Source organism: Veillonella parvula (assembly GCF_047241225.1).
Lineage (GTDB): Bacteria > Bacillota > Negativicutes > Veillonellales > Veillonellaceae > Veillonella > Veillonella parvula_O.
In genome coordinates this window covers 23,435-48,231 of the sequence record NZ_JBKTIE010000002.1, presented here as the reverse complement: position 1 = coordinate 48,231, position 24,797 = coordinate 23,435, and the positions used below count along the sequence as shown (strand labels likewise).

The following is a 24,797-nucleotide window of genomic DNA, read 5'->3' as shown; positions in this document are numbered from 1 at the left end:
GTGTACCATGCAGCCATTTGTACATTTACATAGTCATACAGAATTTAGTTTGCTGGACGGCATCAGTCGTTTGCCTGACATGGTACGTCGTGCGAAGGAGTTAAATCAGCCGGCCCTTGCCATTACAGACCACGGCAATATGTACGCCGCCATTTATTTCTATAAAGAGTGTATGGCCCAAGGCATTAAGCCTATCATTGGTTGTGAAGTATATGTAACGGAAAATAGCCGATTCGATCGTCCAGAAGGTCGCAGCCGTGAAAGACTAAAACATCTTATCTTGTTGGCTGAGACCATGGAAGGGTATCGTAATCTCGTTAAAATCGTATCTAAAGCATCTACAGAAGGTATGTTGTATCGTCCTCGTGCAGATCGTGATTTATTGCGCCAATACAGCAAGGGTATAATTGCCCTTAGTGCTTGTATTCAAGGAGAAATCCCTCAGTATATCTTGCAAGATAATATGGAGGGCGCGAAGCGTTCCATCGAATGGTATATTGAGACGTACGGGAAAGACAATTTCTTCTTGGAAATCCAAAATCACGGGTTACCAGAAGAAGCAAAGGCACAAGAGGAGCTCATTAAGCTCAGCAAGGAATACGGTCTTGGCATCGTAGCGTCTAATGACTTCCACTATGTCTTAAAAGAGGATGCAGACGCTCAGGATATTAAGGTTTGTATTTCTACAGGCCGCCGCCGTGCCGAAGTGGACCGCTTAAAGTTCCCTAATGATGAGTTCTATTTGAAATCCGGGGATGAGATGGCGCAGTTGTTCTCTCATATTCCTGGGGCCATTGAAAACACATTAAAAATTGCAGAGCGCTGTAACGTAGAATTCAACTTCGACGAACATCACTTGCCTCACTTTGATGTGCCAGAAGGGGAAACGTCTAAAACGTATTTACGTAAGGTTTGTGAACAAGAAATTCCACGCCTTTATGGTGAAACGTCTGAAGAGTTACAAAAGCGTCTCGACTACGAGTTAGATGTTATCGGTACGATGGGTTTTGAGGATTACTTCCTCATCGTATGGGACTATGTACGATATGCCCGTGAGCACGATATCTTAGTAGGTCCAGGTCGTGGTTCTGCAGCTGGTTCTGTAGTAGCCTATCTATTAGGTATTACAGGTCTTGATCCATTAAAATACGATTTGCTCTTTGAACGGTTCCTCAATCCGGAACGTGTCAGTATGCCCGATATCGATATTGACTTCTGCTATGAAAAACGTGGTCAAGCTATCGAATATGTAACGCGAAAATACGGACAGGAGCGCGTATCCCAGATTATTACCTTTGGTACAGAGGCAGCGCGTGCCGTAATTCGTGACGTAGGTCGCGTGCTGGACTTACCACTGGCTGAAGTGAACCGCATCGCTAAGATGATTCCCAACGAACTAGGGATTACCTTGGATAAGGCTTTACAAGGTAAAGAGTTAAAGGCTTTATACGAAGCTGATCCAAACGTTAAAGAATTATTTGATTTTGGTAAAAAGCTAGAAGGCATAGCGCGAAATTCGTCCACGCATGCGGCGGGCGTCGTAATTTCTGCGGACCCTCTAGATGACCACGTACCAGTACAAAATGCCAACGATGAAGGCTTTGTAACGCAGTACGATAAGGATAACATCGAGGAATTAGGGCTTTTAAAAATGGACTTCTTGGGCCTCCGTACCTTGACGGTTATGGGGGATGCCTTAAAGCTCATCAAGGCGAACCGTGGTATTGACCTAGACTTAGATGCCATTCCGCTTGATGATAAGGCGGCGTGTGACATTCTCACAAAAGGCGACACCTCTGGTGTATTCCAGCTTGAGTCGGAAGGTATTACAAAGCTTGTAATGGACCTTAAGCCTGAGCATTTTGAAGATTTAATTCCATTGGTAGCCTTGTATCGTCCAGGCCCACTAGGCTCTGGGATGGTGGCGGACTTTATCGACCGCCGTCACGGTAAAAAAGAGGTTACCTATTTACATCCAATTTTAGAACCGATTTTAAAAGATACCTTTGGTGTAATCTTATACCAAGAACAGGTTATGCAGATTGCGTCCGCCATGGGTGGTTTCTCCCTTGGTCAAGCGGACTTGATGCGCCGTGCTATGGGCAAGAAAAAGGAATCTGTTCTAAAGGCACAACGGGAGTCCTTTATTCAAGGCTCTGTAGCGAACGGTATTACCGAGTCCGTTGCGAATGAAGTATTCGATTTGCTCGTATACTTCGCTGGTTACGGCTTTAATAAATCACATAGTGCGGCTTATGCGTATATCGCGTACCAAACGGCGTACTTGAAAGCCCATTATTTCCCTGAATTCATGGCGGCTACCATGACGAGCTTCATGCAGAACATGCAAAAGTTGACGTATTACATCAACTCCTGCAAGAAGCACAATGTTAAGGTTTTAGGTCCAGATATTAACTATTCTGAGCGCAGCTTTGCCGTACAAGACGATGCTATTCGTTTCGGGCTTGGCGGTATCAAGAACGTAGGGGACAATGCCATCGATCGCTTGATTACTGAGCGCAATGAGCATGGTCTATATACGGATATCGTGGACTTCTGCAAACGGGTGGATAATAAGGTCGTTAATAAACGATTGCTTGAAAGTCTCATTCGTTGTGGTGCCATGGATGGTTTCAAGGAAAATCGTAACCAATTGTTGCACATGTATGAAAGCGCACAAGCCGTTGGTGCTAAAGAGCAAAAGGATGCCGCTATGGGCACTATGAACCTCTTTGGCGATATGGAAGAATCTGTCGATTTTATCCCTGTTCCCAATGTGGAGGATTTATCGGAAGACGATAAGTTAAAGGATGAAAAGGAATATACCGGCTTTTACATTACGGGGCATCCATTGCAAGGATATGCGAAGGAGTTGGAGGGCCTCTTTGAACTGGGCGCTCTCGTAGAAAATCCAGAGCAATACGATGGTCAAACCATTACCTTTGGCGGTCTCATCGAAAATAAATCAGACCGCATGACGAAGCGCAATGAGGTTATGTCCATTCTTCGCATTGAAGATTATTCTGGTGCGGCTAATGTAGTGGCATTCCCTAAGGTCTTTAGTCAAAGCCAGCAATTCATTGCAGTCGATATGATTGTTAAGGTAAAAGGCCGGGTTGATGCGGATGAAAAAGGTGTGCAAATCATTGCAGACCGTATTACGCCATTAAAGGTAAACTATGGGCAGGCAAAACAGGTGGCAATCCACATTTATAGCCAATATGATACACCAGAAAATAGCGAAGCCTTAAAACGCGTGTTGACTAGCACTGCTGGCTCTGTGCCAACGTCATTATATTTACACCGTCAACGAAAACGGATTAATCTGCCACCAAATATGTGCTTTGACCCTAGTGATGAATCCATCAGGGCTATTGAATCTATTTTAGGTGAAGGCTCCGTAGAGGTGCAATAACATATGTTGTGTGAGGCACAGATAGCTTTCACCAACATTGATATAATAAGAAATGAAAGATCCAATCTTGGATGTGCTTTCATAGGAGGAAAGATGAAACGTACAAAGATAGTATGTACTGTAGGTCCGGGAACGGATAAATTTGGTATCTTAGAAGATATGATGCGGGCGGGCATGAACGTAGCTCGTTTTAACTTCTCTCACGGATCCCATGAAGAGCAAGCAGAACGCATGCAAATGGTGCGCGATGCAGCGATGATTGTGAATAAACCGATCGCATTATTGCTCGACACAAAAGGCCCTGAGGTTCGTCTCGGTCTATTTAAAGAAGGCAAGGTATTCCTCGAAGCTGGTCAACCATTTACGTTGACTACAGATGATGTGGAAGGCACAAAAGAGCTTAGCTCCGTGAACCACAAAGGTCTTACAGGTGATGTGTCCGTAGGGGATAAAATTCTATTGGCTGATGGGCTTGTAACACTTACCATCGATGCTATCGAAGGCAATAATATCATTACAACTGTTCAAAATAGCGGGGAAATCGGCAACCGCAAGCGTGTAGCCGTACCAGGTGTAGCACTAAGCTTGCCACCTGTATCTGAACAGGATGAAGCGGACTTGCGCTTTGGCTGTCAACAAGGGGTAGACTTTGTGGCCGCATCCTTCATGCAACGCGGTAAAGACATTGTGGCTATTCGCCGCATTCTTGAGTCTGAGAAAAAAGATATCAAGATTATCGCGAAAATCGAAAATGCAGAAGGCGTTAAAAATATCGATGAAATCTTGGAAGTAGCTGATGGCCTCATGGTTGCGCGTGGCGATCTCGGTGTAGAAATCCCTGCAGAAGAAGTGCCAGTACTTCAAAAGATGATGATTGAAAAATGCAATAACTTGGGTAAACCCGTTATTACGGCGACACAAATGCTTGAGTCTATGATTCAAAATCCACGTCCAACACGTGCGGAAGCAAGTGACGTAGCTAACGCCATTTTGGATGGTACCGATGCGATTATGTTATCTGGTGAAACAGCCAATGGTTCCTATCCTATAGAAGCTGTTGCGACCATGACTCGCATTGCAGAGGTAACGGAAAAGGCTGCTATTTACGATAGCTATAGCCGCGCTCGTGAGGATGAAGAAATGACTACTACAAGCGCCGTATGCTTGGCTAGTGTGCGCGTAGCTCAAAATCTCGGGGCCGCTGCTATTTTGACATGTACTGAATCTGGCCACACCGCACTTAGCGTGGCGCGTCATCGTCCAGATTGTAAAATCATCGCTGTCACACCTCATGAGGAAACTATTCGTCGCATGCAATTATGCTGGGGCGTAGAGGCTATTAAGGGACATGAAATTATCAACTCCGATGAAATGGTAAAACAAGCCATTACTGGTGCGCTTGGTACTGGGGCTATCGAGTCTGGTGACCTTGTAGTTGTTACCGCTGGTGTGCCATCCGGTGCAACCGGTACTACAAACATGATTCGCGTTCACATTGCAGGTCGAGTACTCTTGTCTGGCAATGGTATTTTACGTAAATCCGTTACAGGTAATGTATACATTGCGGCTAATCATAAGGGTAATTATGAAAGTTTCAAAGATGGTGATATCCTTGTGGTAGGCACAATTGAGCCTGAATTGATGGCTATTGCAAAACGAGCAGGTGGCATTATTGCCGTAGAAGATGGTTATACATCGGACAGCGCTATTGCGGGCATTACCTATGGTATTCCTGTTATCTTAGGCGCTAAAAATGCTCATGAAGTGCTTCTTGAAGGTCAAGAAGTGACTATCGATGGCGAACGTGGTAAGGTGTTTGCGGGCATTGCCAATGCTCGATAATCTCTATAAGTGATAATTAAATAAGGAGGGATAGTATGAATCCATATAATGTAACAGGACCTACTGCAGCTGAGGTTGCACAGGTTGAAAGTATCGTATCCCAACGATTAAAAGGCTCTTTTTTATGGATGGTTGTAGGCTTACTTACAACTATTGGTGTTGGCTTTGCTGCATTAGTGAATCCAAATTGGTTACGCTTTGCGTACCAAAATTTTAATATTATCTTATTAGTAGAGCTAGGTGTGGTATTCCTTTTTAGTGCTCGTGCATATTCTGCTAATGTAATGACGTTACGAGGTATGTTCTTCCTCTATAGTGCTTTGAATGGTCTCACATTGACTTTGGTATCATTGCGATACAATGTGTTTGATGTTGTTATTCCGGCGTTAATAGGTACGCTTGCTTTCTTCATTGGCTTTGCAGTGGTAGGGGCTACAACTAAACGTAATTTATCATCCCTTACACCATATGTGATGGCGGCATTGTTCGGCATGATCATCGTATCCTTGGTGATGATGGGGGCCCGCTTCTTTAACTGGACTGTACTCAGTGGCTTTAGTGATACTGTTAGTTTAGTTCTAGGTTATGTAGGTGTTGTAGTATTCTCTATCTTTACAGCTATCGATGTGAACCGCATTAAGAATAATGTGACACAAGTGGCGCTCATGGAGGATGAAACAATTTTAGACCGCATTGAAATCACAGGCGCTTTGAGCCTATACCTAGATTTCATTAACTTATTCTTATCCTTATTACGCATCTTTGGTAATAAGCGATAATAAAGGAGTTTGTATGGACGATAGAGAATGGCAAACCTTTGTTACTGTTGTCGATGAAGGCAATATTACAAGGGCTGCAGAAAAATTATTTTTATCGCAACCAGCGTTGAGTTATCGGTTGCGCCATATGGAAAAAGCCTTGGGCCATTCTCTGTTGTTGCGGACTGCTGAGGGGATTGCCCTCACGGCACAAGGCGAAATTTTCTATGATTACTGTAAGCGAATGATGCAAGAAGAAGAGGCTTTGGAGCACGCTATGAACTCCGCTTCTGGCAAGATTCAAGGGACCTTGAAAATCGCATCATCTATCAACTTTGCAGATTATGAACTACCGGCTTTATTGAGAGCTTTCCGCGAACAATATCCTGATGTTCATATCCAAGTGAAGACTGCTTTCAGCCATCAAGTGGTAAAAATGTTTAATACTGGTGACTGTATGGTCGCCTTTGCTCGTGGTGGCTATGACGTGTCTGGTAAGTCTGAACTGTTACTAGCAGAGCCATATTGTCTTGTATATAAAGAATTAGTGCCGCCTGAATCCTTAGTAAAGGTACCGTTCATTAAATACCAAACAGATGCATCGGTGGCAAATATTATTGAAACTTGGTGTGCAGAACATTTTGACGAGCCTCCAAGTGTGGCGATGGACGTAAATTCTATGAGTACGTGTCGTCACTTTGTGCGCGCAGGTCTAGGATGGTCTATCTTGACGTATATGGGACTTGGATCCTGTAAGGACAAAGATATCTATGTGAGTCCATTACGCAGTAAAAATGGTGAATATATCACCCGTGATACCAATATGGTGTACACAAAAGATTCGGAAAATTTAATCGTTGTTAAAACCTTTATTGAATATGTCCGTAATTATTACAAGGAACACACCGTTGTAGATAATAGTATACTTAGAGAATATAAGTCCTAGGAATTATCAATAGAGCATATCTATGAGGTTTTCTAACTGTTTATCCATGCTATTTCAGTATTGGACTTTTTCGATATAATAACTCATAATATAGATTAAGATTAATATAGTACCATGTAAGTGCATGTATATCCTTTTGAGGAGGTATACATGCATTTTTTTCATTTGGGACTATAATTCTATGCTTAAAATGCATAAAAAGTATGATTAGTAGATATAAAAGTTTTTATAACCCCTATAAAGGTAATCTATTATTCATATTTCTTTTAAACATATATAATGAGTGTAGACTTAATCAATGTAATCGACGTCGCGAGCGATTATGTTGTTGAAGACTAGATGATTTTATGTATGCCTAAATTAATTCAGAAAGGGAAAGACACACATGAAAGACAAATTATGGCGCGTTGGCGTTATGGCTGCTATCGTCGCAATCACATGGTTTGGTGGCACACCAGATGGTCTCAAACCGCAAGTATGGCAATTATTTGGTATTTATTTAGCAACTATCGTGGGCTTGGTATTAAAACCATTCCCAGTTCCTATTACGGTATTATTAGGTGTTGCTACATCTTCTATCTTATTGAGCAACACTAAAGATGTATTAGCTGGTTACAGCAATACAGCATTATGGTTAATCTTTGCAGCTTTTGCATTATCTGTTGCATTTGGTAAAACTGGCCTTGGTCATCGTATCGCATACTACTTGGTTCGTGCTTTTGGTAGTACAACACTTCGTCTTGGTTATGTAACGGCATTCCTTGACTTGATCTTGTCTCCAGCAACTCCATCCAACACAGCTCGTGCAGCAGGTATCGTATATCCTATCAACTTGTCCATCGCTGAAGCTGTTGGTTCTTACCCTGGTGAGACTGCAAAAAAAGCAGGTGCGTACCTTTTACAGAATGGTTACTTTGCAACAAAGGTAACATCCTTCTTATTCGCTACAGCAATGGCGCCAAACTTATTGGCATTAGACTTCATTACTAAATTGACTGGTGTATCCTTGAACTGGGGACAATGGGCATTAGCTATGTTCGTACCTGGCTTCATTATGTTAATGTGTATTCCGTTCATCGGCTATATGTATGAACGTCCATCCGTCAAAGAAATTGATAACAAGAAAATTGCGGCTGATGGTTTAGCAGAATTAGGTCCTATGAAAGCGTCTGAAAAAGGCCTTATCGCCATCGCACTACTTGCAATCACAGGTTGGATCCTTCCAACATTTGGTATTAAAATTGATGCTACAGCAGTGGCTATCGTAGCGATGATTGCTACATTTGTATGTGGCATTATTACTTGGGATGATTTGCTCAAAACTAAAGCAGCTTGGAACACATTGATTTGGTTTGGTGGCATCTTGGGCTTATCTTCTGCATTGACCAAAGGAAAATTCTTCGAATGGTTGGCTAAGTTCTTAGAAACTCACATGAACTTTGGTTTAGATCCATTCATGATGCTTATCCTTATCTCTGTAATCTCCGTTGCGGTTCGTTACTTCTTCGCATCAGGTACAGCATACATTTCTGCAATGCTTCCAGTATTCTTGATCGTTGGTATTAACGCAGGAATCGATCCTACATTATTAGCGTTCATCTTAATTGGTACAAATTCCTATGGCGGTTCCGTAACTCACTACGGTGCGGCTCCTGGTCCAATCATCTTCTCCGCTGGTTACAACAATGTAGAAGACTGGTGGACAGTTGGTCTTATCTCCGCTGTTGTATGTTTAGTATTGAACTACGTAATCGGTATCCCTTGGTGGAAAATCGCTGGTTTCATGTAATTAGAAATCATTACTATGGAGTGTTAGAATTTAATTGTTAGTATTCAATGTCTGTATAGGCTCTCGCGACGAGCCTGTACAGACTTGAGTTTTATAAATGTTTCACAAGGAAAGGATGCAACATGGCACAATTAGTAAAAGCTGCACAAGCTGGCTTCGACGAAAAAAATGATGCATTAGTAACGGTTGAACCGATTGCTAGCGGTATCGAAATCGAATTAACATCCAAAGTTATGCGTCAATATGGCGACCAAATTAAATCTGTTATCTTGAACACAGTGAAAGAAGCCGGTTATGATGGCGTAAAAGTAACCGTACAAGATAAAAACGCTTGGGATTACACGATTAAAGCTCGCGTGTTGGGCGCATTGGAAAGGGGGAGCAAAGCATAATGGCTAACGATAAAACATTCCCAGAAGTTAAAACAAACCCATTAACAGAGGCTGCTAAAAAACGTTTGTCTCGTTCCATGATGTTCGTACCAGGTAATACACCTAAAATGATTAACAGTGCAGATATTCACGGTGCTGACTCCATCATGATCGATATCGAAGATTCCGTGCCAATTACAGAAAAAGACACAGCTCGTCTTTTAACTGCAGAAGCATTGAAATCCCGTAAATTCCGTGCAGAAACAGTTGTTCGTATCAACCATCCTACACAAACTCCTTATGGCTATGACGATCTTGATGTTATCGTTCCAGCTAAACCTGATATGATTCGTTTACCTAAAACTGAAGATGTTTCTGAAGTTGAAATCGTAGCGAAGAAAATTGAAGAAGTAGAAAAAGCTAACGGCTGGCCAGAAGGTACAATCAATATTATCGTAGCTATCGAATCCGTTCGTGGCTTATACAATGTTCGTGAAATCTGCCACGGCCCTCGCGTAGTTGCTATCGCTCTTGGCGCTGAAGACTATCGTGCAGACCTTCGCACAGGTAAACATAAACCAGCTGTTGAATTGTTGTTCGCTCGTCAAACAATCCTTCATGCAGCACGTGAAGCAGGTATCCGAGTAATCGATACTGTATTCTCCGATGTGAAAGACCCTCAAGGTTTCCGTGAAGAAGTTGAATTCATTAAAGCTTTGGGTTATGATGGCAAATCTTGTATCCACCCAAGCCAAATCAAAATTATCCACGAAGTATTCACTCCTGACGAAAAAGAAATCGCTCATTCCGTTAAGGTATTGAACAGCTATGCAGATGCATTGCGCAACAATAAAGGCGTAATCTCCGTAGATGGTAAAATGATCGATGGTCCTATCGTAGTTCGTGCACAACGCGTAGTTGATAAAGCACGTGCAGCAGGCATTAAAGTTGAATTAGAGGAAGGAGCAGAATACGATGTTAAATAAAGTAGGTCGCGATATCCCAACAAATATCCCAGCACTAGAAGGCCGCGAAGTATATCAAGGTGAATTCGCTATTGAACCTAAAGTTCATCGTGCAGGTAAACCTGTACACATGAGCCGTGTTGGTACAAATAAAGTTCTTGCTTCCATCGATGAAGCAATCGAAAAAGCTGGCGTAAAAGATGGTATGACATTGTCCTTCCATCATCACTTGCGCAATGGCGACTATGTAATGAAAATGGTTATGGAACGCGTACAAGCAAAAGGTATCAAAGATATTACTATCGCATCTTCTTCCTTGTCACCATGCCATGAGTTCTTGGTAGAAATGATTCAAGACGGCACTGTAACAGCTATTGAAACATCTGGCTTGCGCGATCGTCTTGGTAAATTCTTAACTCAAAACCCTGGCGTATTGAAACGCCCTGTAGTGATTCGTTCCCACGGTGGCCGTGCTCGTGCTATCGAATCTGGTGAAGTTCATATCGACGTAGCTTTCATGGGTGCTCCTACAGCTGATCCACGTGGTAATGCTACTGGTCGTATGGGTAAATCCGCATGTGGTGCACTTGGCTATGCTAAAGTTGACTCCCACTATGCAGACACAACTGTTATCATCACTGATAATTTGGTTGATTACGTACACAACTATGCAATCCCTCAAACTGACGTAGATTATGTTGTTGAGGTTGAAAGCATTGGTGATCCAGAAGGTATCGCTTCTGGTGCGGTAGGTTTCACTAAAAACCCTATCCAAATTAAAATTGCTGAACTAGCTGGTGAATTCCTTGATCAAGCTGGCATCATTAAAGATGGTTTCGTATTCCAATTGGGCGCTGGTGGTGCTCCATTGACAGTTGCAAAATTCATCGCTGAAAAACTTCGCAAACGCGGTGAAGTAGGTGGCTTCGCTATCGGTGGTGCTACTGGTATCTTAACTGGTATGCTTGAAGAAGGCTTGATTCGTGCAATTTACGATACTCAAACATTCGATACAACTGCAGCAGCTTCTTTAGATAAAAACCCTGCACACATCGAAATGTCCGCTTCCATGTATGCTAACCCATGGACTGACTGCACTACAAACTACCTAGACGTAGTATTCCTTGGTGCTACTGAAATCGACCTTGATTTCAACGTAAACGTAATGACTGACTCTAACGGTGTATTGATGGGCGCTTCTGGCGGTCACTCCGATACAGCAGCAGGTGCTAAATGTACAGTTATTACTTGTCCATTGATCCGTGGTCGTTTGCCAATGATCCGTGACAAAGTTGCAACTGTAATTACACCAGGCTCCTCCGTTGATGTACTTGTTACTGAATACGGTATTGCAATCAACCCAGCTCGTACTGATTTGATTGAACGCTTCAAAGATAGCAACTTGCCTATCTACACAATTGAAGAATTACAACAATTAGCATTCGACTTGGTAGGTAAACCACAAGATATCCCTGTATCCGACAAAGACGAAGACATCGTGGCAATCGTAGAATACCGCGATGGTTCTATCCTTGACGTGGTTCGTAAACCTCTATAATTGAGTAGGGGTTGGAGTCCGGTAGAGTCCGTTTGGGTTTCGCTGTCAACTCACCATCCCATGCTAGTAAGTTAATACAAAGACCCGCTCCATGAGTTCGAGGACCATGAAGCGGGTCTTTTTGAATTTATGCGTTGTTTTATTATTAACTTCAAAGATAGAAATAAAGTCTAATGTGGCAAATATGGTACATGATTATAGTTATACTTTTACTATAAGAAGATTGGAGACCTTTAGGAGGTAGTTTTTATGTATCGTTGTATTGCCAATTTAGAGATTGATCTAGATGGGTTAGGTGAGTTTTATAGTGAGCTAGACGAATATGAAATGCTAAGTATGTACCAAATAATATCAGCTTGGTTACAGGATGATTTAGATGGACCTAATCCAGAAAATACGGTGTTTGGCGTATCAGAGTATGCCTTAAACTGGATATCTGTATTACCTGGAGATATTTCTTATCGTAACCTATTTGATATGGGAAGTTGTAAGGTCGGTAATCGTTATGAAAGTATTGATTATTTATATGCAAAATTTCTACAAACATTAGAGAATAGTAAACAGCTTGAACCTGAATATGAATCCTTATGTTTAAATCATATAAACGTCATGTCACAGTATATAGAAATTACTCTAACCTGTAGTCAAAATATAGACTTTATATTATTTATAAAACATTGGTTACGTAATTGTAGTACTTATAAACATCCGATATACTATAAAGTAAAGGATGTATATTATGTGAAATTTAGTTGATGCTCATATAGATAATATACATATTATTTCTCCGGATGAACTTTATAGTTGGGCGAAAGAAAAAATAGAGGGTAATAGCTTTTTAATCCCTGAGGGTATTGTAAAATGGTATAAACTGATACATTCATCAAAAAATAGTTAAAAATTAGGAGAGTGACTATGAGTCAAGTATTTAAGCAAGATCTAACAGATAACTCTGTTCGTCCTGGTGGTTTGTTTTTCGTTGAGTTATTAATGCCTAAGCAGTGTGATATGCCTACTCGCGATGCAATGGTAGAGGTATTCACAAAGCATTTGGGCCTTATTGATTGCTTTAGTTATGGAGCTGAATCTGCTGGTTTTGCACCTCAGAATTATAAGGTGCATTACGAGGATACTGATGCAGATATTCCACCGACCTTGATGGTGACGAATTGTGAGAAAATCGATAAGCCTGTATTAGATGATTTTGATCGTAGTCAGGTATGGGATTGTCCAAATGTGGATGAGTTATTAGCAGAGTGCCAATACAGGGTGTTTGCTACGGATATGTTAGCCTCTGGTTTAGCGGCCAAAGAACGTGCAGATATGCTTGTAAAGTATGTAGATGCATTACTAGAATTATATCCCTCTTGTAAAGCCGTTGTATTTGGACCATCTCGTAAGTTCTTAAGTCGAGAATCGATTGAAAATCATCCTGATAAAGAGGTGACTCGTTTCATGTATTATGCTGTAAATGTGCGTTATTTTAGTATTCAAGGTACCAATGATATGATGGTAGATTCTGTGGGTATGAGTACATTATTTTTACCTGATTTACAGTATCACTTTCACGGTGTAGATCCTAATCATGTAGTATTTCATGCTTATAATGTGTTGAATTATATTTTCGAACATGGTAATATAATAGGTGATGGGGAAACCATTGCGGGGTTACAAAATGGCGAGATGAATCAGGATATTCAGTGGAAGGTTCAATACGAGGATTCTTTAATCCAGCCCGTTCGAGAGGTTCTAGATATTAATATGGGTGAATACGCATCTGGAACTCGGTAGTTGTTAATCAATGAAAGGGGTGAGCATTATGAGTGATCAACGTGTTTTTGATATGGAACTTGTGAAAGTTGAAAGTTTGGAGAACGCTGTTAGGACGCCATTTTATCAAACTGATTCCACAGGTGGTTCAGTATGGGTTATTAAACCTGGTCAAATCTTACCAAAACATTATCATCATCACTCTGATGATATATGGGTTATATTGCAAGGCAAGGGTGTATTTTATCCAACGCCTAATACAGAGGTGCCTTTTACAAAGGGGCAAGTTATAGTATCTAAAAAGGGTGAATGTCATGGTGCAAAAAATACTGGAACGGAAGATATTGTCTTTGTGAGTATCGTTGCTCCAGTGCCTGCTGATTATGATCCTGTTAAGACTAATTAATATGAAAGCACTTTATAGTATTTTCTTCTCTTGTGATAGAGATATATTCATACTATAAAGTGCTTTTTTATTTTATACAGTCATTTCTAGCGAATATACCTTTTCTATTTTATATGTCATTATTTTGGTTTTACTATTCCTATTTGTTATTTCTATACTCTATAAAATTCCATTGACAGAGGACGTTTGTTCTTTTAAGATGGTAAAGTATGTAATATTTTAATAAGTAGAAAGGAATTATATGAACTCATCTACACTAGAGCCTCAAAGTGGGGATATCAATTTCAGAGATTTTACGAAACGTCGTATGCTTCACGTAGTCTTACCATTGTTTATTGTTTCTATTATTGCCTTCCTGGATCGCGTTAACATTGCTTATGCAGGCTTGACTATGAAGGAGAATTTACCATGGTTGACGCCAGAAGTATTTGGTATGGGGGCAGGCATTTTCTTTATTGGTTATGTTTTGTTTGAAGTGCCTGCATCTTTAATTGCAGCTCGTTGTAATGCTATGCATTGGGTGGCGCGTATCATGTTTAGTTGGGGGCTCGTATGTATTCTTATGACGACGATGACCACTGAGTTGGAATTTTATGTTTATCGATTTTTACTTGGTCTATGTGAGGCTTCTTTATATCCTGTAATTTATTCATTACTCATTCCAAATTGGTTCTTGCCAAAGGAGCGAGCGAAGGCAATCTCCTTGATGTTGACATCTTTATTGTTCTCTAACATCATTGGTGGGCCATTGGCAGGTATTTTATTGGATACAACGTTCTTTGGTCTACATGGTTGGCGTACACTCTTTATCGTTGAAGCTATTCCTGCTGTGATCTTTGCGTTCATTTTCGCATTCTGGATGAAAGAGCGTCCTGAACATGCATCTTGGGTAACTGATGTAGAAAAGGTATATATTAAAGCCGAGCTTGAAAAAGAAGAGCAACAAAAGCAAGCCGCAAAGAAATATACTATTTGGCAAGCGTTAAAAGACCCAAAAGTATTGCGTTTAGCGTTAATCTATTTCTTGTGGGTTATTGGTTTCTGGGGCTTTAGTTTTTGGATGCCTCAAGTTCTTAAAAGCTTATCTGGATGGCCACCAAGCGTGGTAGCGTGGTCTATTGCTATTCCAATGACAGCAGCCTTACTTGTACAAATATACTGTGGTTACTCTTCTGAAAAGCGCAATGAAAAACGTTGGCACGTTGCTACTACATTGTTCATTGGTACTATTGGTTTCTTAGCAACACCACACAGTCCATCTCCAGAAGTTAGCTTATTCTTTATATGCTTAACTGCAGTAGGTGTTTACGGTGGTATGGGTGTATGGTGGACCATGCCAACAACCTTCTTATCTGGCGCTGCTGCAGCGGGGGCGATGGGACTCATTAACTCTTCAGGTAATATGGGGGGCTGGGTAGGTCCTTATATGCTTGGATTCATCAATGGTCACACTGGTAGCTTTGCTTATGGTTACTATGTAATGGGGGCTTGTATGTTCCTTGCTGGTCTATTAATTTTGACACTTCCAAAATCTATGGAACATAAAGAGGATTAAGTAGAGCTATATTATAGATAACTAGATTATAGACAACTTAATAGGAAAATATTTAACGAATGCTTCAATGGTGTGATTTTGGATACTATTCAATTTTATGTTACAATTTACAAAATAGTATTATTTAAACTTGAGGAGACAAATATTGAAAGAGTGTAGACCTAAGTTTGATGAAATTACATCATTTGATGAATTTAATAAATATTATTGGTATCGTGATGAACTTTCACAAATATGTAAATCATTAGGATTAGAATATAGGGGAACAAAACAAGAACTCAATTATATTATTGAGCAGTACTTTAAAGGCGATTTAATTAAAAAATCATCAATAAAAAATAGAAGAAGGCAAGTGGAAAGTATTACTTTAGATACACCATTACTTGAATGTAATTTTTCCTTTAATACGAAGTTTAGAGAATATTTCTCTGCTTTAATAGGTGTTTCACGATTTAAATTTAATGCTGATATGGCTACTGCCTGGAGAAAAGTAAAAAGTGAAAAAAATACAAGCTTTACAATTGGAGATTTGCTGAAAGTATATTATGGTGAATCAGATTATGCAAAGTATGACAATTCGGTTTGTCAATGGAATCAATTTTTTAAGGATTTTTGTGCAGACGAATGTAGTGGCAATTATTCGAATAAATTAAAAGTAGCATCTATTATTTGGAAAGAAGTTAGAGATTCAAAAAATGAAAAAATTTATTCAAAGGAGCTTTTAAGTGAATATGCATATAAATTAGAAGCGTATCGCAAGTAGAAGCAACTTGTCATTGCGGAGACGTATTATGGGAAAGTTAGCAATTAAATCTATAATAAAATAATGAAAAAAGCACCTTATATCCTATAAGAAGAGTCATTTGTGATGACTTTTGTAGGTATGTAAGGTGCTTTTATTTATTCCTGATTTCTTTATTGATTTTGTTTTGTTACATCAGGCACTTTCCCAGGATTCATATCGAGGTTTAGATCTGTGGATTTGAATGGGCGTGGGTTTGCCTCTGGTGGTTGTACTTTGAGCTCTGGATGCAACCATTGCAGTTGTTTTAGTTCCCAGTCGTACTTGGCACCGTCATTTTGTAGTTGACGAATATCTTTTAGGATTTCGTCTAGTTGATCACTATGCTTATTAGCCATCCCTTCAAGAATGTAAAGACGACCTGCTACACTGTCGATGGTAGAGCCATCGTGGTCTTCATCGACACGCCATTGTAATTCAGAGATTTGTATTTGCTGGAATATGATAACGATAACCAGCACAATGATAACGCCCCACATGGGAGCTTCTTTAGCTTTCAAAAGGGCTCGCAATTTAGATGCGAGCCCAGATGGTTTGTTCATTATTGACGATCCTCGAGTTGTAATCCAGGTAATGGTAATTTGGAGTTTACAAAGTCTAACCACAAGCGAGAAGCGTGGGAGAGGTAATGACCTTTTTTCCAAATTACATAAAGGGTATGAATAATTTCAGGTACGAGAGGTCTTACGACAACCTTAGAACCAACCTCCGTATTTTCACCTACCTCAGGGCAGAGACGAGATGGTAATAATGCGATAGCAAGGTTTGCACTAACCGTTTGTAACATGAGATCACGTTGGCTCGTTTCAAACACGATATGCGGTTGGAAGCCGGTGTGTTTACAAGCTTTGATGATTTCATCATGTAAGTTGAAATCGTCTTTATGCAATACAAAGGATTCATCAGCTAGCATTTCTAGGCGAATTTCTTTTTCTTTTGCTAAAGGGCTAGATTTTGGAATGATAACGGACAGTGGGTCACTCGTAAGGTAGAAAGATTCAAATTCTTTAGGGTTTGGTTTAGTACAGATGATGCCAATATCAATTAAACCTTCCTGAACGCTGATCTCAACCTTTTTAGAACCTTGTTCGTAGAGTTCCAATTCGATTTGTGGATATACTTTTTTAAATTCACCTAATAACTGGGCAAAAATGGGAGCATCAGTAATTGGTGGAATACCAATTCTGATGGAACCTTGCTCCAAACGAAACTCGTTTTCAAAATCAGTTTTTAGATGTTCAAACATAAACACAACGCGTTTAGCGTGGGTTAAGAAGATGGTACCCCCATCAGTAAGTTCTACAGATTTAGCATTACGCATGAAGAGAACAACACCAAGTTCGTCTTCTAAAGCTTTAATTGTACGGCTGATTGCAGATTGGGAGATGTGTAAATTCCTTGCAGCCTTACTAAAGCTTTTTTGATCAGCTACTTCAACGAAGTATTTCAAATGATGAAAATCCATAATTAACCCCCTAAAAATAAAACTTGGTTATAGGACGTGACCTAACTAAATGAGAATAGTTATTACTGTAATGCAATTAGCTATTACTTTATGTAAAGCATGGATAGCAATATTGGCAAAGCGACAGTCACTGTATGTGTTGCGTTGATAGGGCCCAGCACGTTATAATTAGCATATAGGGCTATATCAAGTTATGATATTAGGAATTATGGTTGTGCCCATCACAAAAAAGTATGCTCACACATAATGCCATATTATATATAACATATATATTATTGCATTATTTTTTCATGTGCGCAAGTTTGTAATGGTTGTTATTCCTAAACATAATGATAGATTAAGCAAGTGTTCTATTTTTGCTAAATGCTTAAGGAGGCAATAATCACATGAGTCGTAAATTTAAAACTATGGACGGCAACCAAGCGGCTGCTCACGTTTCTTATGGTTTTACAGAAGTTGCTGCGATTTATCCAATCACTCCATCTTCTCCAATGCCAGAACACATTGATGAATGGGCTGCATCTGGTCGAAAAAACATCTTCGGCAACACTGTTCAAGTTGTAGAAATGCAATCTGAAGCAGGTGCTGCTGCTGCAACCCACGGTTCTTTACAAGCTGGTGCATTAACAACAACTTTCACATCTTCCCAAGGTTTGTTATTGATGCTTCCTAACTTATATAAAGTAGCAGGTGAATTACTTCCAGGTGTATTCCAAGTAGCTGCTCGTGCATTGGCTGCACATGCTTTGGCTATCTTTGGTGACCACCAAGACGTAATGGCTGCTCGTGCAGCTGGCTGTGCTATGTTAGCTGAATCCTCTGTACAAGAAGTAATGGACTTGTCCGCTGTAGCTCACTTGACAGCTATTAAAACTCGTGTACCTTTCATCAACTTCTTTGACGGTTTCCGTACATCCCACGAAATTCAAAAAATTCAAATCTGGGACTATGAAGATTTAAAACCATTGGTTGACATGGATGCTGTTAAAGCTTTCCGTAAAAATGCTTTAAATCCAGATGCTCCTGTAACTCGTGGTACTGCAGAAAACCCTGACGTTTACTTCCAACATCGTGAAGCATCCAACAAATTCTACTTGAACGTTCCTGACGTTGTAGAACACTACATGAACGAAGTTAACAAATTGGCAGGTACTAACTACCAATTGTTCAACTATCATGGTGCTCCTGATGCTACTGATGTTGTTGTAACTATGGGTTCTTCCGCTCAAGTTGTAGAATCCACTGTGGATTACCTCAACAAATTGGGTCGCAAAGTTGGTTTTATCAACGTTCATTTGTTCCGCCCATTCGCAACAGATCGTTTGTTGAAAGCTCTTCCTAAAACTGTAGAACGCATTGCAGTTCTTGACCGTACTAAAGAACCAGGTGCTTTGGCTGAACCATTGTTCTTAGACGTACAAGCAGCTGTAGTTGACGGTGGCCGTAATGTAAAAGTTATCGCTGGTCGTTATGGTTTGAGCTCCAAAGACGTTATCCCTGCAGACATCGTTGCTGTATTCGATAATTTAGCTGCTGAAAATGGTAAGAAATTCTTCACATTGGGTATCAATGATGATGTTACATTCTTGTCCTTAGATCGTGCTGAAGGCGTAGAAGTTGAAACTCCTGGTTTGACTGAATGTAAATTCTGGGGCTTCGGTTCTGACGGTACTGTAGGTGCGAATAAATCCGCTATCAAAATCATCGGTGACCACACTGATATGTATGCTCAAGCATACTTTGACTACGACTCCAAAAAATCTGGTGGCGTAACAATGTCTCACCTTCGTTTTGGTAAAAATCCAATCAACTTGCCTTACTTGATTACTGAACCTCAATTCGTAGCATGTCACCGTCAATCTTATGTACATGAATACGACTTGATTCGCGGCATCAAAAAAGGCGGTACATTCTTATTGAACTGTACTTGGTCTCCTGAAGAATTGGATGAACATTTACCTGCTAAATTACGTCGTCAAATCGCAGAAAAAGAATTGAACTTCTACATCATCAATGCTGCGAAAATCGCTTCCGAAATCGGTTTGGGCGGTCGTATCAACATGGTAACGCAAGCTGCATTCTTCAAATTGACTGAAATCATCCCTGTAGATGATGCTGTTAAATACCTTAAAGAATCCGTAGTAACTTCTTACGGTAAAAAAGGTCAAAATATCGTTGACATGAACAATGCTGCTATCGATCAAGGTGTTAACGCTTTGGTAAAAGTAGATGTTCCTGCTAGCTGGAAAGATGCAGTAGATGATGGCAATCATGCAGTTAAACCTGGTTGCGAATCTTGCCCATCCTTCGTTCAAAATATTGCACAACCAATCAATGCACAAGCTGGTTATGATCTTCCTGTATCCAAATTCTCTGGCTATGAAGATGGTACATTACCTGCTGGTACTGCTAAATTCGAAAAACGCGGTCCTGCATTGTTCGTTCCAAAATGGTTGCCTGAAAACTGTATTCAATGTAACCAATGTTCCTTCGTATGTCCACATGCTACAATTCGTCCAATTTTGGCAACTGAAGCAGAAGTGGCTGCAGCTCCAGAACATTTCGATACAATCCCTGCATTGGGTGCTAAAGATCTTCAATTCCGTATCGCTGTATCCCCATTAGATTGCTTGGGTTGCGGTAACTGTGTTGATATCTGTCCAGCTCCTAAAGGCAAAGCTATTGTAATGACATCCATCGATACTGAAATCGAACAAGCTGAAGCTTGGAACTATGGTGTTAACCTTCCTGTAAAAGAAAATCCTATGAAGAAGGAAACTGTTAAAGGTTCCCAATTTGAACAACCATTGTTCGAATTCTCCGGTGCTTGCGCAGGTTGTGGTGAAACTCCTTATGCTAAATTGTTAACTCAATTGTTCGGTGACCGTATGATGATTGCCAATGCAACTGGTTGTTCCTCCATCTGGGGTGCTTCCATGCCTGCATCTCCATACACAACTAACCAACAAGGTCATGGTCCTTCTTGGGCAAACTCCTTGTTCGAAGATAATGCTGAGTATGGTTATGGTATGTACATCGGCGTTAAGAAAATCCGTCAACAATTAGTAGAATTGGCTGCTAAAGCAGTTGAAACTGCTACTGGCGAATTGAAAGATGCTTTAGAACAATGGATTGAATTTGCTAACCTTGGTGCAGCTACTCGTCAACGTTCCGAACGTTTAGTAGCAGCTATCGAAGCTGAAGGCGCTACAACTCCTGAATTGAAAGAAATTCTTGAGAAAAAACAATTCTTGATCAAACGTTCTCACTGGATCTTCGGTGGTGACGGCTGGGCATACGACATCGGCTTCGGCGGTGTTGACCATGTATTAGCTTCTGGCGAAGACGTAAACATCTTCGTATTCGATACTGAAGTATACTCCAACACTGGTGGTCAAGCATCTAAATCCACTAACGTAGCAGCAGTTGCTCAATTCGCAGCTTCTGGTAAACGTACTAAGAAGAAAGACCTTGGCATGATGGCTATGTCTTATGGTTATGTATACGTAGCACAAGTAGCTATGGGTGCAGACAAAAACCAATTGATGAAAGCTGTTACAGAAGCTGAAGCATATCCAGGTCCATCCTTGATTATCGCTTACAGCCCATGTATCAACCATGGTATCAAAGCTGGTATGGGTAAAGCTCAAGAAGAACAACGTAAAGCAGTTGCAGCTGGTTACTGGGATCTTTACAGATACAACCCTCAACTTAAAGAAGAAGGTAAAAATCCATTCTCCTTGGATTCCAAAGAACCAACTGAAAGCTTCCAAGACTTCCTTAAAGGTGAAGTACGTTACGCTTCCTTGGCTAAAGCAGCTCCAGACGTTGCAGAAGAATTATTCGCTAAAACTGAAAAAGACGCTAAAGAACGTCGCTTAAGCTATGTTCGCTTGCAAAAAGGTTTTGAAGACGTAAAATAATTCGTTATTTAACGACTGAGAACTATATGAGGCACCCTTTCAAGGGTGCCTCTTTTGTATGTAATACTATATAGCTAAATGTGTTAATATCATATTATTTAGGTAATAACTGCTTTAAACGTAGGTAATATACTAGTAATTTGGTATAATGATAAATAACAATGTATATTTCATAAAGTTAAACATAGAGGTACATATGGCTAAGGATAATTCACAAATAGCAATGGAAGACATGCAACAAACGATATATAAAGAGTTAGGCTATAAATCCTATCCATTTCCTTTTACAACGCCGGCCTATTTAGAAGCATATGGTGCTCTTGTAGGGCTAAATACTCCACCTGCGAAGACAGCTCGTGTTCTTGAACTAGGCGCTACTTATGGCGGTAATATTATTTCTCAAGCTGTATTTAACCCAGAGGCGACCTTTGTAGGCATTGAACTTTCACAAGACCAAGTAGAGAAGGGCAATCAAATTATTTGTGATGTAAAATTAGAGAATGTATCCTTGGTGCAAGGAGATATTTTGAATTTTGACGAATCTATGGGGACTTTCGATTATATTATTGCACATGGATTCTACTCTTGGATCAATGATGAAATGAAGGATAAGCTGCTCAATATTATTTCTAATCATTTGGTGGATAATGGTATTGCCTATGTGTCTTACAATACGTATCCAGGTTGGCATACCATGGAAGAAGTACGTCAGCTCATGCTGTTTGCTAATCGTGGCCAAGATAAGTTGACCCATAAGGAAAAGGTGTTGCGCGGTAAGACCGTAGGCAGTCTTGTGGGTGCTCAGATTCTTAACTATGATAATCTTAAAGAACGAAATAGTAAATTTCTAGGTGCATTGCGCTCTGTCATGCAAAAGGATGACTATTATGTAGGTCATGATCATCTAGAGCCTCATAATGATCCATGCTATTTCTATCAATTCAATGATCATTTGAAAGCGCATGATCTTGCGTATGTATGCGATGCAGACCTTACACTATCTATGGTTCGTACCTATGATGAAAGTATTGCAGCTAAACTTGAGCAATTGGCACCTAATAGTCAAGTGGATCAAGAACAATATTTAGATTTTATACTAGATACGACATTCCGCAAGTCGATTATTTGTAAAGCTAGCGTTGCCAAAGATATCAACTTTGCTGTTGCAAATCCGGCTGAAGTGAATACAATTCCTGTACGTACTATTGTAAATAGCTTTGTTTTCCAAATTCTCTTTGATGAGGAAGCACTAGAAATGTTTGAAAATGTACTCGTAAGAGATACCTTCCAAGCGCTTATTAAAGATGGTGGTACGTTCAATATGATCGAGGCTCTAGCTATTTTAAAAGCAGCTCATGAGGCAGCTCATGCATCTGATGATGGATTAGAACCTGCTGTATGTAGCTTGTATCGTGCTGTAGTAGAGCATATGGTACGTGGTGGTATTCGCTTTTATAAAACATTCCCTGTAAAAGAAGAGTATATGGAGGGCTTATCTTATATACCTGCCCGTTTTACAAACTTTGTAAAAGCTATTGTTCATGGTGGCAGTGAATATATGTATGGAGCAGATATGTTCAATGATGCTATTGGTGATATTTCTGAAGAGGATTTATTATTTATGGAGTTGTTGAACAAACCAAAAGCGAAATCTACGGTAATTAAAAAGATTAAAGAGGCTCTCTTTAGTGCAGATCAGTCTCAAACTACAAAGCATCAAAATGCCATGGCTGAAGCTTTTTATAATGAATTAACAACGCGTATGGAACAATTAGGCTTTATTAGAAGTAAGAAAACAGGTAGTATTTCCTAAGTGATAGCTCCCTTTATTTGATTCTGTTGCTATGGGGCTGTATTATATTCTGCTGATTTTATAGCTAAAATAGAAACCCGTTACACTTATAACATATATATGTATTAAGTGTTAACGGGTTTTGTTTTATATAATTAAATTTACTTTTATTTTATATTTATTACTTTTAGTTATTTTATATTGCTGAAAAAGTATAGTAAATCGATAATTTTAATGAGGAAAAAATGAACCGTTCATGAAAGTATGGTATAATGTGTTTGGGTATTTTGTAAATATCATCCGATGTGTTGTGGATGATTCTATAAATTGTATTAGTTGATAAAGTTGTATTAATTGTATTATTTGTAAAAGGAGTCTTTTATGGCATCTAAAAAGGCAGTTCTAGTATACATACTAGAAATCCTGAAAGACGAAACAGATGCTAATCATACGTTATCTCAAGAGGAGATTCGCAGTATATTAGCCGAACGGTACGAGGTATCCGTCGATCGGAAAACCTTAGGCCGTCATTTAAATGATTTATATGAATCTGGAGATTTTGGTATTCAATGTGAAGAGTCTGCTGTGGGAGCAGATGGCACCATTCGACGTACTGATTTCTATATGATTCATACCTTTGAAGATTCTGAATTGCGGTTATTGATTGATGGTATATTGGCATCTCGCCATATTACTGCATCTCAACGTAAAGATTTAATCGGGCGTGTTGCAAAATTGGGGAGCTCCTATTTTAAGCCTCATGGTATTGATATTGAAAGTAATACGGAGTACCTTCATAGAAGCCAAGATTTATTTCTTAATATTGATCTCATAGAAGAAGCAATACAAAAGGGTAGAAAAATTTCGTTGGCCTATTGCCAACCAGATGTGGATAAGCGATTACACATTAATCTTGGGCCAGATCATAAGGAACGGAAGTATGTATTTAACCCATTCCAACTAGTAATGAATCGGGGACATTATTACTTGGTGGGGAATCACGAAAATTATGATGACATGTCTACATTACGTGTCGATCGAATTGCACATATTACGGTGCTAAATGAACGTAGAAAACCTTTACGGGAGATAAAGGGATACCAACAACAACGTACCTTTAACGTGTCACAATACGTAAAGGAACATATTTATATGTTCGGCGGTGAATCTATTACTGTTACGTTTAAAGCTAAACGGTCCATCGTAAATCAAATTTTAGATTGGTTTGATGGCAATGTAGAGTTTACGAATATAACAGCCGATAATGTTGTATGTCGTGTACGTGTTAATCATGACGCCTTTAAATATTGGGCGCTCCAATATATGCAAAGTGTAAAAGTGCTTACTCCAGCCTCTTTAGTGACAGAGGTAAAAGCCGCAATTGAGGAAGGTTTACACCAATACTCATAAATAAAAAGCTAGTTGATCGATGAATCAACT

The 24,797-nt window shown here is 39.9% G+C and carries 18 protein-coding genes; 16 read left to right on the top strand and 2 right to left on the bottom strand.

Translation table 11 applies throughout. The annotated features are described in order from the left end of the window. The first annotated feature begins 7 nt into the window (after positions 1-7). The 13 genes from ACLRYO_RS03590 (at position 8) to ACLRYO_RS03530 (ending at position 16,138) form a co-directional block, all read left to right on the top strand. On the top strand, positions 8-3,415 hold the full coding sequence (locus ACLRYO_RS03590) for a DNA polymerase III subunit alpha (protein ID WP_195213287.1): 3,408 nt from the start codon (positions 8-10) through the stop codon (positions 3,413-3,415). 93 nt (positions 3,416-3,508) lie between these two features. Further along, positions 3,509-5,257 (top strand): pyruvate kinase, encoded by a 1,749-nt coding sequence (gene pyk / locus ACLRYO_RS03585; protein WP_008715016.1) that lies wholly within the window; start codon positions 3,509-3,511, stop codon positions 5,255-5,257. Positions 5,258-5,292: 35 nt separating this feature from the next. Then, positions 5,293-6,036, top strand: a complete 744-nt coding sequence (locus ACLRYO_RS03580) for a Bax inhibitor-1 family protein (protein ID WP_004695271.1) — start codon at positions 5,293-5,295, stop codon at positions 6,034-6,036. A gap of 13 nt (positions 6,037-6,049) precedes the next feature. Beyond that, positions 6,050-6,961, top strand: coding sequence for a LysR family transcriptional regulator (locus ACLRYO_RS03575; protein ID WP_060919687.1), 912 nt, complete (start codon positions 6,050-6,052; stop codon positions 6,959-6,961). 385 nt (positions 6,962-7,346) lie between these two features. Further along, positions 7,347-8,750: an anion permease gene (locus ACLRYO_RS03570; protein WP_413084680.1), complete on the top strand. Its 1,404-nt coding sequence runs from the start codon at positions 7,347-7,349 to the stop codon at positions 8,748-8,750. 122 nt (positions 8,751-8,872) lie between these two features. Continuing rightward, positions 8,873-9,142: a citrate lyase acyl carrier protein gene (gene citD, locus ACLRYO_RS03565; protein WP_008715023.1), complete on the top strand. Its 270-nt coding sequence runs from the start codon at positions 8,873-8,875 to the stop codon at positions 9,140-9,142. Further along, the gene (locus ACLRYO_RS03560) at positions 9,142-10,107 is read left to right on the top strand and encodes an HpcH/HpaI aldolase/citrate lyase family protein (RefSeq protein WP_004695279.1); all 966 of its coding nucleotides are present in this window, start codon (positions 9,142-9,144) and stop codon (positions 10,105-10,107) included. The genes citD and ACLRYO_RS03560 overlap by 1 nt, the downstream gene beginning before the upstream one ends. Beyond that, positions 10,097-11,644, top strand: a complete 1,548-nt coding sequence (citF, locus tag ACLRYO_RS03555; RefSeq protein WP_024061618.1) for a citrate lyase subunit alpha — start codon at positions 10,097-10,099, stop codon at positions 11,642-11,644. Before ACLRYO_RS03560 ends, citF begins: the two co-directional genes overlap by 11 nt. A 249-nt stretch (positions 11,645-11,893) precedes the next feature. After that, positions 11,894-12,400 carry a hypothetical protein gene (locus ACLRYO_RS03550; RefSeq protein ID WP_278605153.1) on the top strand — a complete coding sequence of 169 codons (507 nt, stop codon included), beginning with the start codon at positions 11,894-11,896 and terminating at the stop codon, positions 12,398-12,400. A gap of 159 nt (positions 12,401-12,559) precedes the next feature. After that, complete coding sequence (locus ACLRYO_RS03545) at positions 12,560-13,435, top strand: DUF4261 domain-containing protein (protein ID WP_278618681.1); 876 nt, start codon at positions 12,560-12,562, stop codon at positions 13,433-13,435. Between the two features lie 28 nt (positions 13,436-13,463). Next, entirely contained in the window at positions 13,464-13,820 is a 357-nt protein-coding gene (locus tag ACLRYO_RS03540) for a cupin domain-containing protein (protein ID WP_024066296.1), read from the top strand. A 241-nt stretch (positions 13,821-14,061) separates the two neighbouring features. Beyond that, on the top strand, positions 14,062-15,375 hold the full coding sequence (locus ACLRYO_RS03535; protein ID WP_120055971.1) for an MFS transporter: 1,314 nt from the start codon (positions 14,062-14,064) through the stop codon (positions 15,373-15,375). 145 nt (positions 15,376-15,520) lie between these two features. Beyond that, positions 15,521-16,138, top strand: a complete 618-nt coding sequence (locus tag ACLRYO_RS03530) for an SAP domain-containing protein (protein ID WP_120055969.1) — start codon at positions 15,521-15,523, stop codon at positions 16,136-16,138. Positions 16,139-16,290: 152 nt separating this feature from the next. Here ACLRYO_RS03530 and ACLRYO_RS03525 read toward each other — a convergent pair whose 3' ends face one another. Next, positions 16,291-16,719, bottom strand: coding sequence for a hypothetical protein (locus tag ACLRYO_RS03525; protein WP_038125714.1), 429 nt, complete (start codon positions 16,717-16,719; stop codon positions 16,291-16,293). Continuing rightward, the gene (locus tag ACLRYO_RS03520; protein WP_008602616.1) at positions 16,719-17,642 is read right to left on the bottom strand and encodes a LysR family transcriptional regulator; all 924 of its coding nucleotides are present in this window, start codon (positions 17,640-17,642) and stop codon (positions 16,719-16,721) included. The genes ACLRYO_RS03525 and ACLRYO_RS03520 overlap by 1 nt, the downstream gene beginning before the upstream one ends. Positions 17,643-18,028: 386 nt before the next feature. Between ACLRYO_RS03520 and nifJ the strand changes: the two genes are divergently transcribed. The 3 genes from nifJ (at position 18,029) to ACLRYO_RS03505 (ending at position 24,767) form a co-directional block, all read left to right on the top strand. After that, positions 18,029-21,565 (top strand): pyruvate:ferredoxin (flavodoxin) oxidoreductase, encoded by a 3,537-nt coding sequence (gene nifJ / locus ACLRYO_RS03515; RefSeq protein ID WP_004696929.1) that lies wholly within the window; start codon positions 18,029-18,031, stop codon positions 21,563-21,565. Between the two features lie 196 nt (positions 21,566-21,761). Further along, a complete protein-coding gene (locus ACLRYO_RS03510; RefSeq protein ID WP_413084679.1) occupies positions 21,762-23,378 on the top strand; it encodes a methyltransferase regulatory domain-containing protein in 1,617 nt (538 codons plus the stop codon). 360 nt (positions 23,379-23,738) lie between these two features. Then, positions 23,739-24,767 carry a helix-turn-helix transcriptional regulator gene (locus tag ACLRYO_RS03505; RefSeq protein ID WP_077707594.1) on the top strand — a complete coding sequence of 343 codons (1,029 nt, stop codon included), beginning with the start codon at positions 23,739-23,741 and terminating at the stop codon, positions 24,765-24,767. Positions 24,768-24,797 lie beyond the last annotated feature (30 nt).

Excerpts from the sequence above, each read along its gene's own strand:
- ACLRYO_RS03505 (WP_077707594.1), top strand. The coding sequence starts at position 23,739 with ATGGCATCTAAAAAGGCAGTTCTAGTATACATACTAGAAATCCTGAAA.
- ACLRYO_RS03510 (WP_413084679.1), top strand. The coding sequence starts at position 21,762 with ATGGCTAAGGATAATTCACAAATAGCAATGGAAGACATGCAACAAACG.
- ACLRYO_RS03570 (WP_413084680.1), top strand. The coding sequence starts at position 7,347 with ATGAAAGACAAATTATGGCGCGTTGGCGTTATGGCTGCTATCGTCGCA.
- ACLRYO_RS03580 (WP_004695271.1), top strand. The coding sequence starts at position 5,293 with ATGAATCCATATAATGTAACAGGACCTACTGCAGCTGAGGTTGCACAG.
- ACLRYO_RS03550 (WP_278605153.1), top strand. The coding sequence starts at position 11,894 with ATGTATCGTTGTATTGCCAATTTAGAGATTGATCTAGATGGGTTAGGT.
- citD (WP_008715023.1), top strand. The coding sequence starts at position 8,873 with ATGGCACAATTAGTAAAAGCTGCACAAGCTGGCTTCGACGAAAAAAAT.
- ACLRYO_RS03545 (WP_278618681.1), top strand. The coding sequence starts at position 12,560 with ATGAGTCAAGTATTTAAGCAAGATCTAACAGATAACTCTGTTCGTCCT.
- pyk (WP_008715016.1), top strand. The coding sequence starts at position 3,509 with ATGAAACGTACAAAGATAGTATGTACTGTAGGTCCGGGAACGGATAAA.
- ACLRYO_RS03560 (WP_004695279.1), top strand. The coding sequence starts at position 9,142 with ATGGCTAACGATAAAACATTCCCAGAAGTTAAAACAAACCCATTAACA.
- ACLRYO_RS03520 (WP_008602616.1), bottom strand. The coding sequence starts at position 17,642 with ATGGATTTTCATCATTTGAAATACTTCGTTGAAGTAGCTGATCAAAAA.
- ACLRYO_RS03575 (WP_060919687.1), top strand. The coding sequence starts at position 6,050 with ATGGACGATAGAGAATGGCAAACCTTTGTTACTGTTGTCGATGAAGGC.
- ACLRYO_RS03535 (WP_120055971.1), top strand. The coding sequence starts at position 14,062 with ATGAACTCATCTACACTAGAGCCTCAAAGTGGGGATATCAATTTCAGA.
- citF (WP_024061618.1), top strand. The coding sequence starts at position 10,097 with ATGTTAAATAAAGTAGGTCGCGATATCCCAACAAATATCCCAGCACTA.
- ACLRYO_RS03525 (WP_038125714.1), bottom strand. The coding sequence starts at position 16,719 with ATGAACAAACCATCTGGGCTCGCATCTAAATTGCGAGCCCTTTTGAAA.
- ACLRYO_RS03590 (WP_195213287.1), top strand. The coding sequence starts at position 8 with ATGCAGCCATTTGTACATTTACATAGTCATACAGAATTTAGTTTGCTG.
- ACLRYO_RS03540 (WP_024066296.1), top strand. The coding sequence starts at position 13,464 with ATGAGTGATCAACGTGTTTTTGATATGGAACTTGTGAAAGTTGAAAGT.
- nifJ (WP_004696929.1), top strand. The coding sequence starts at position 18,029 with ATGAGTCGTAAATTTAAAACTATGGACGGCAACCAAGCGGCTGCTCAC.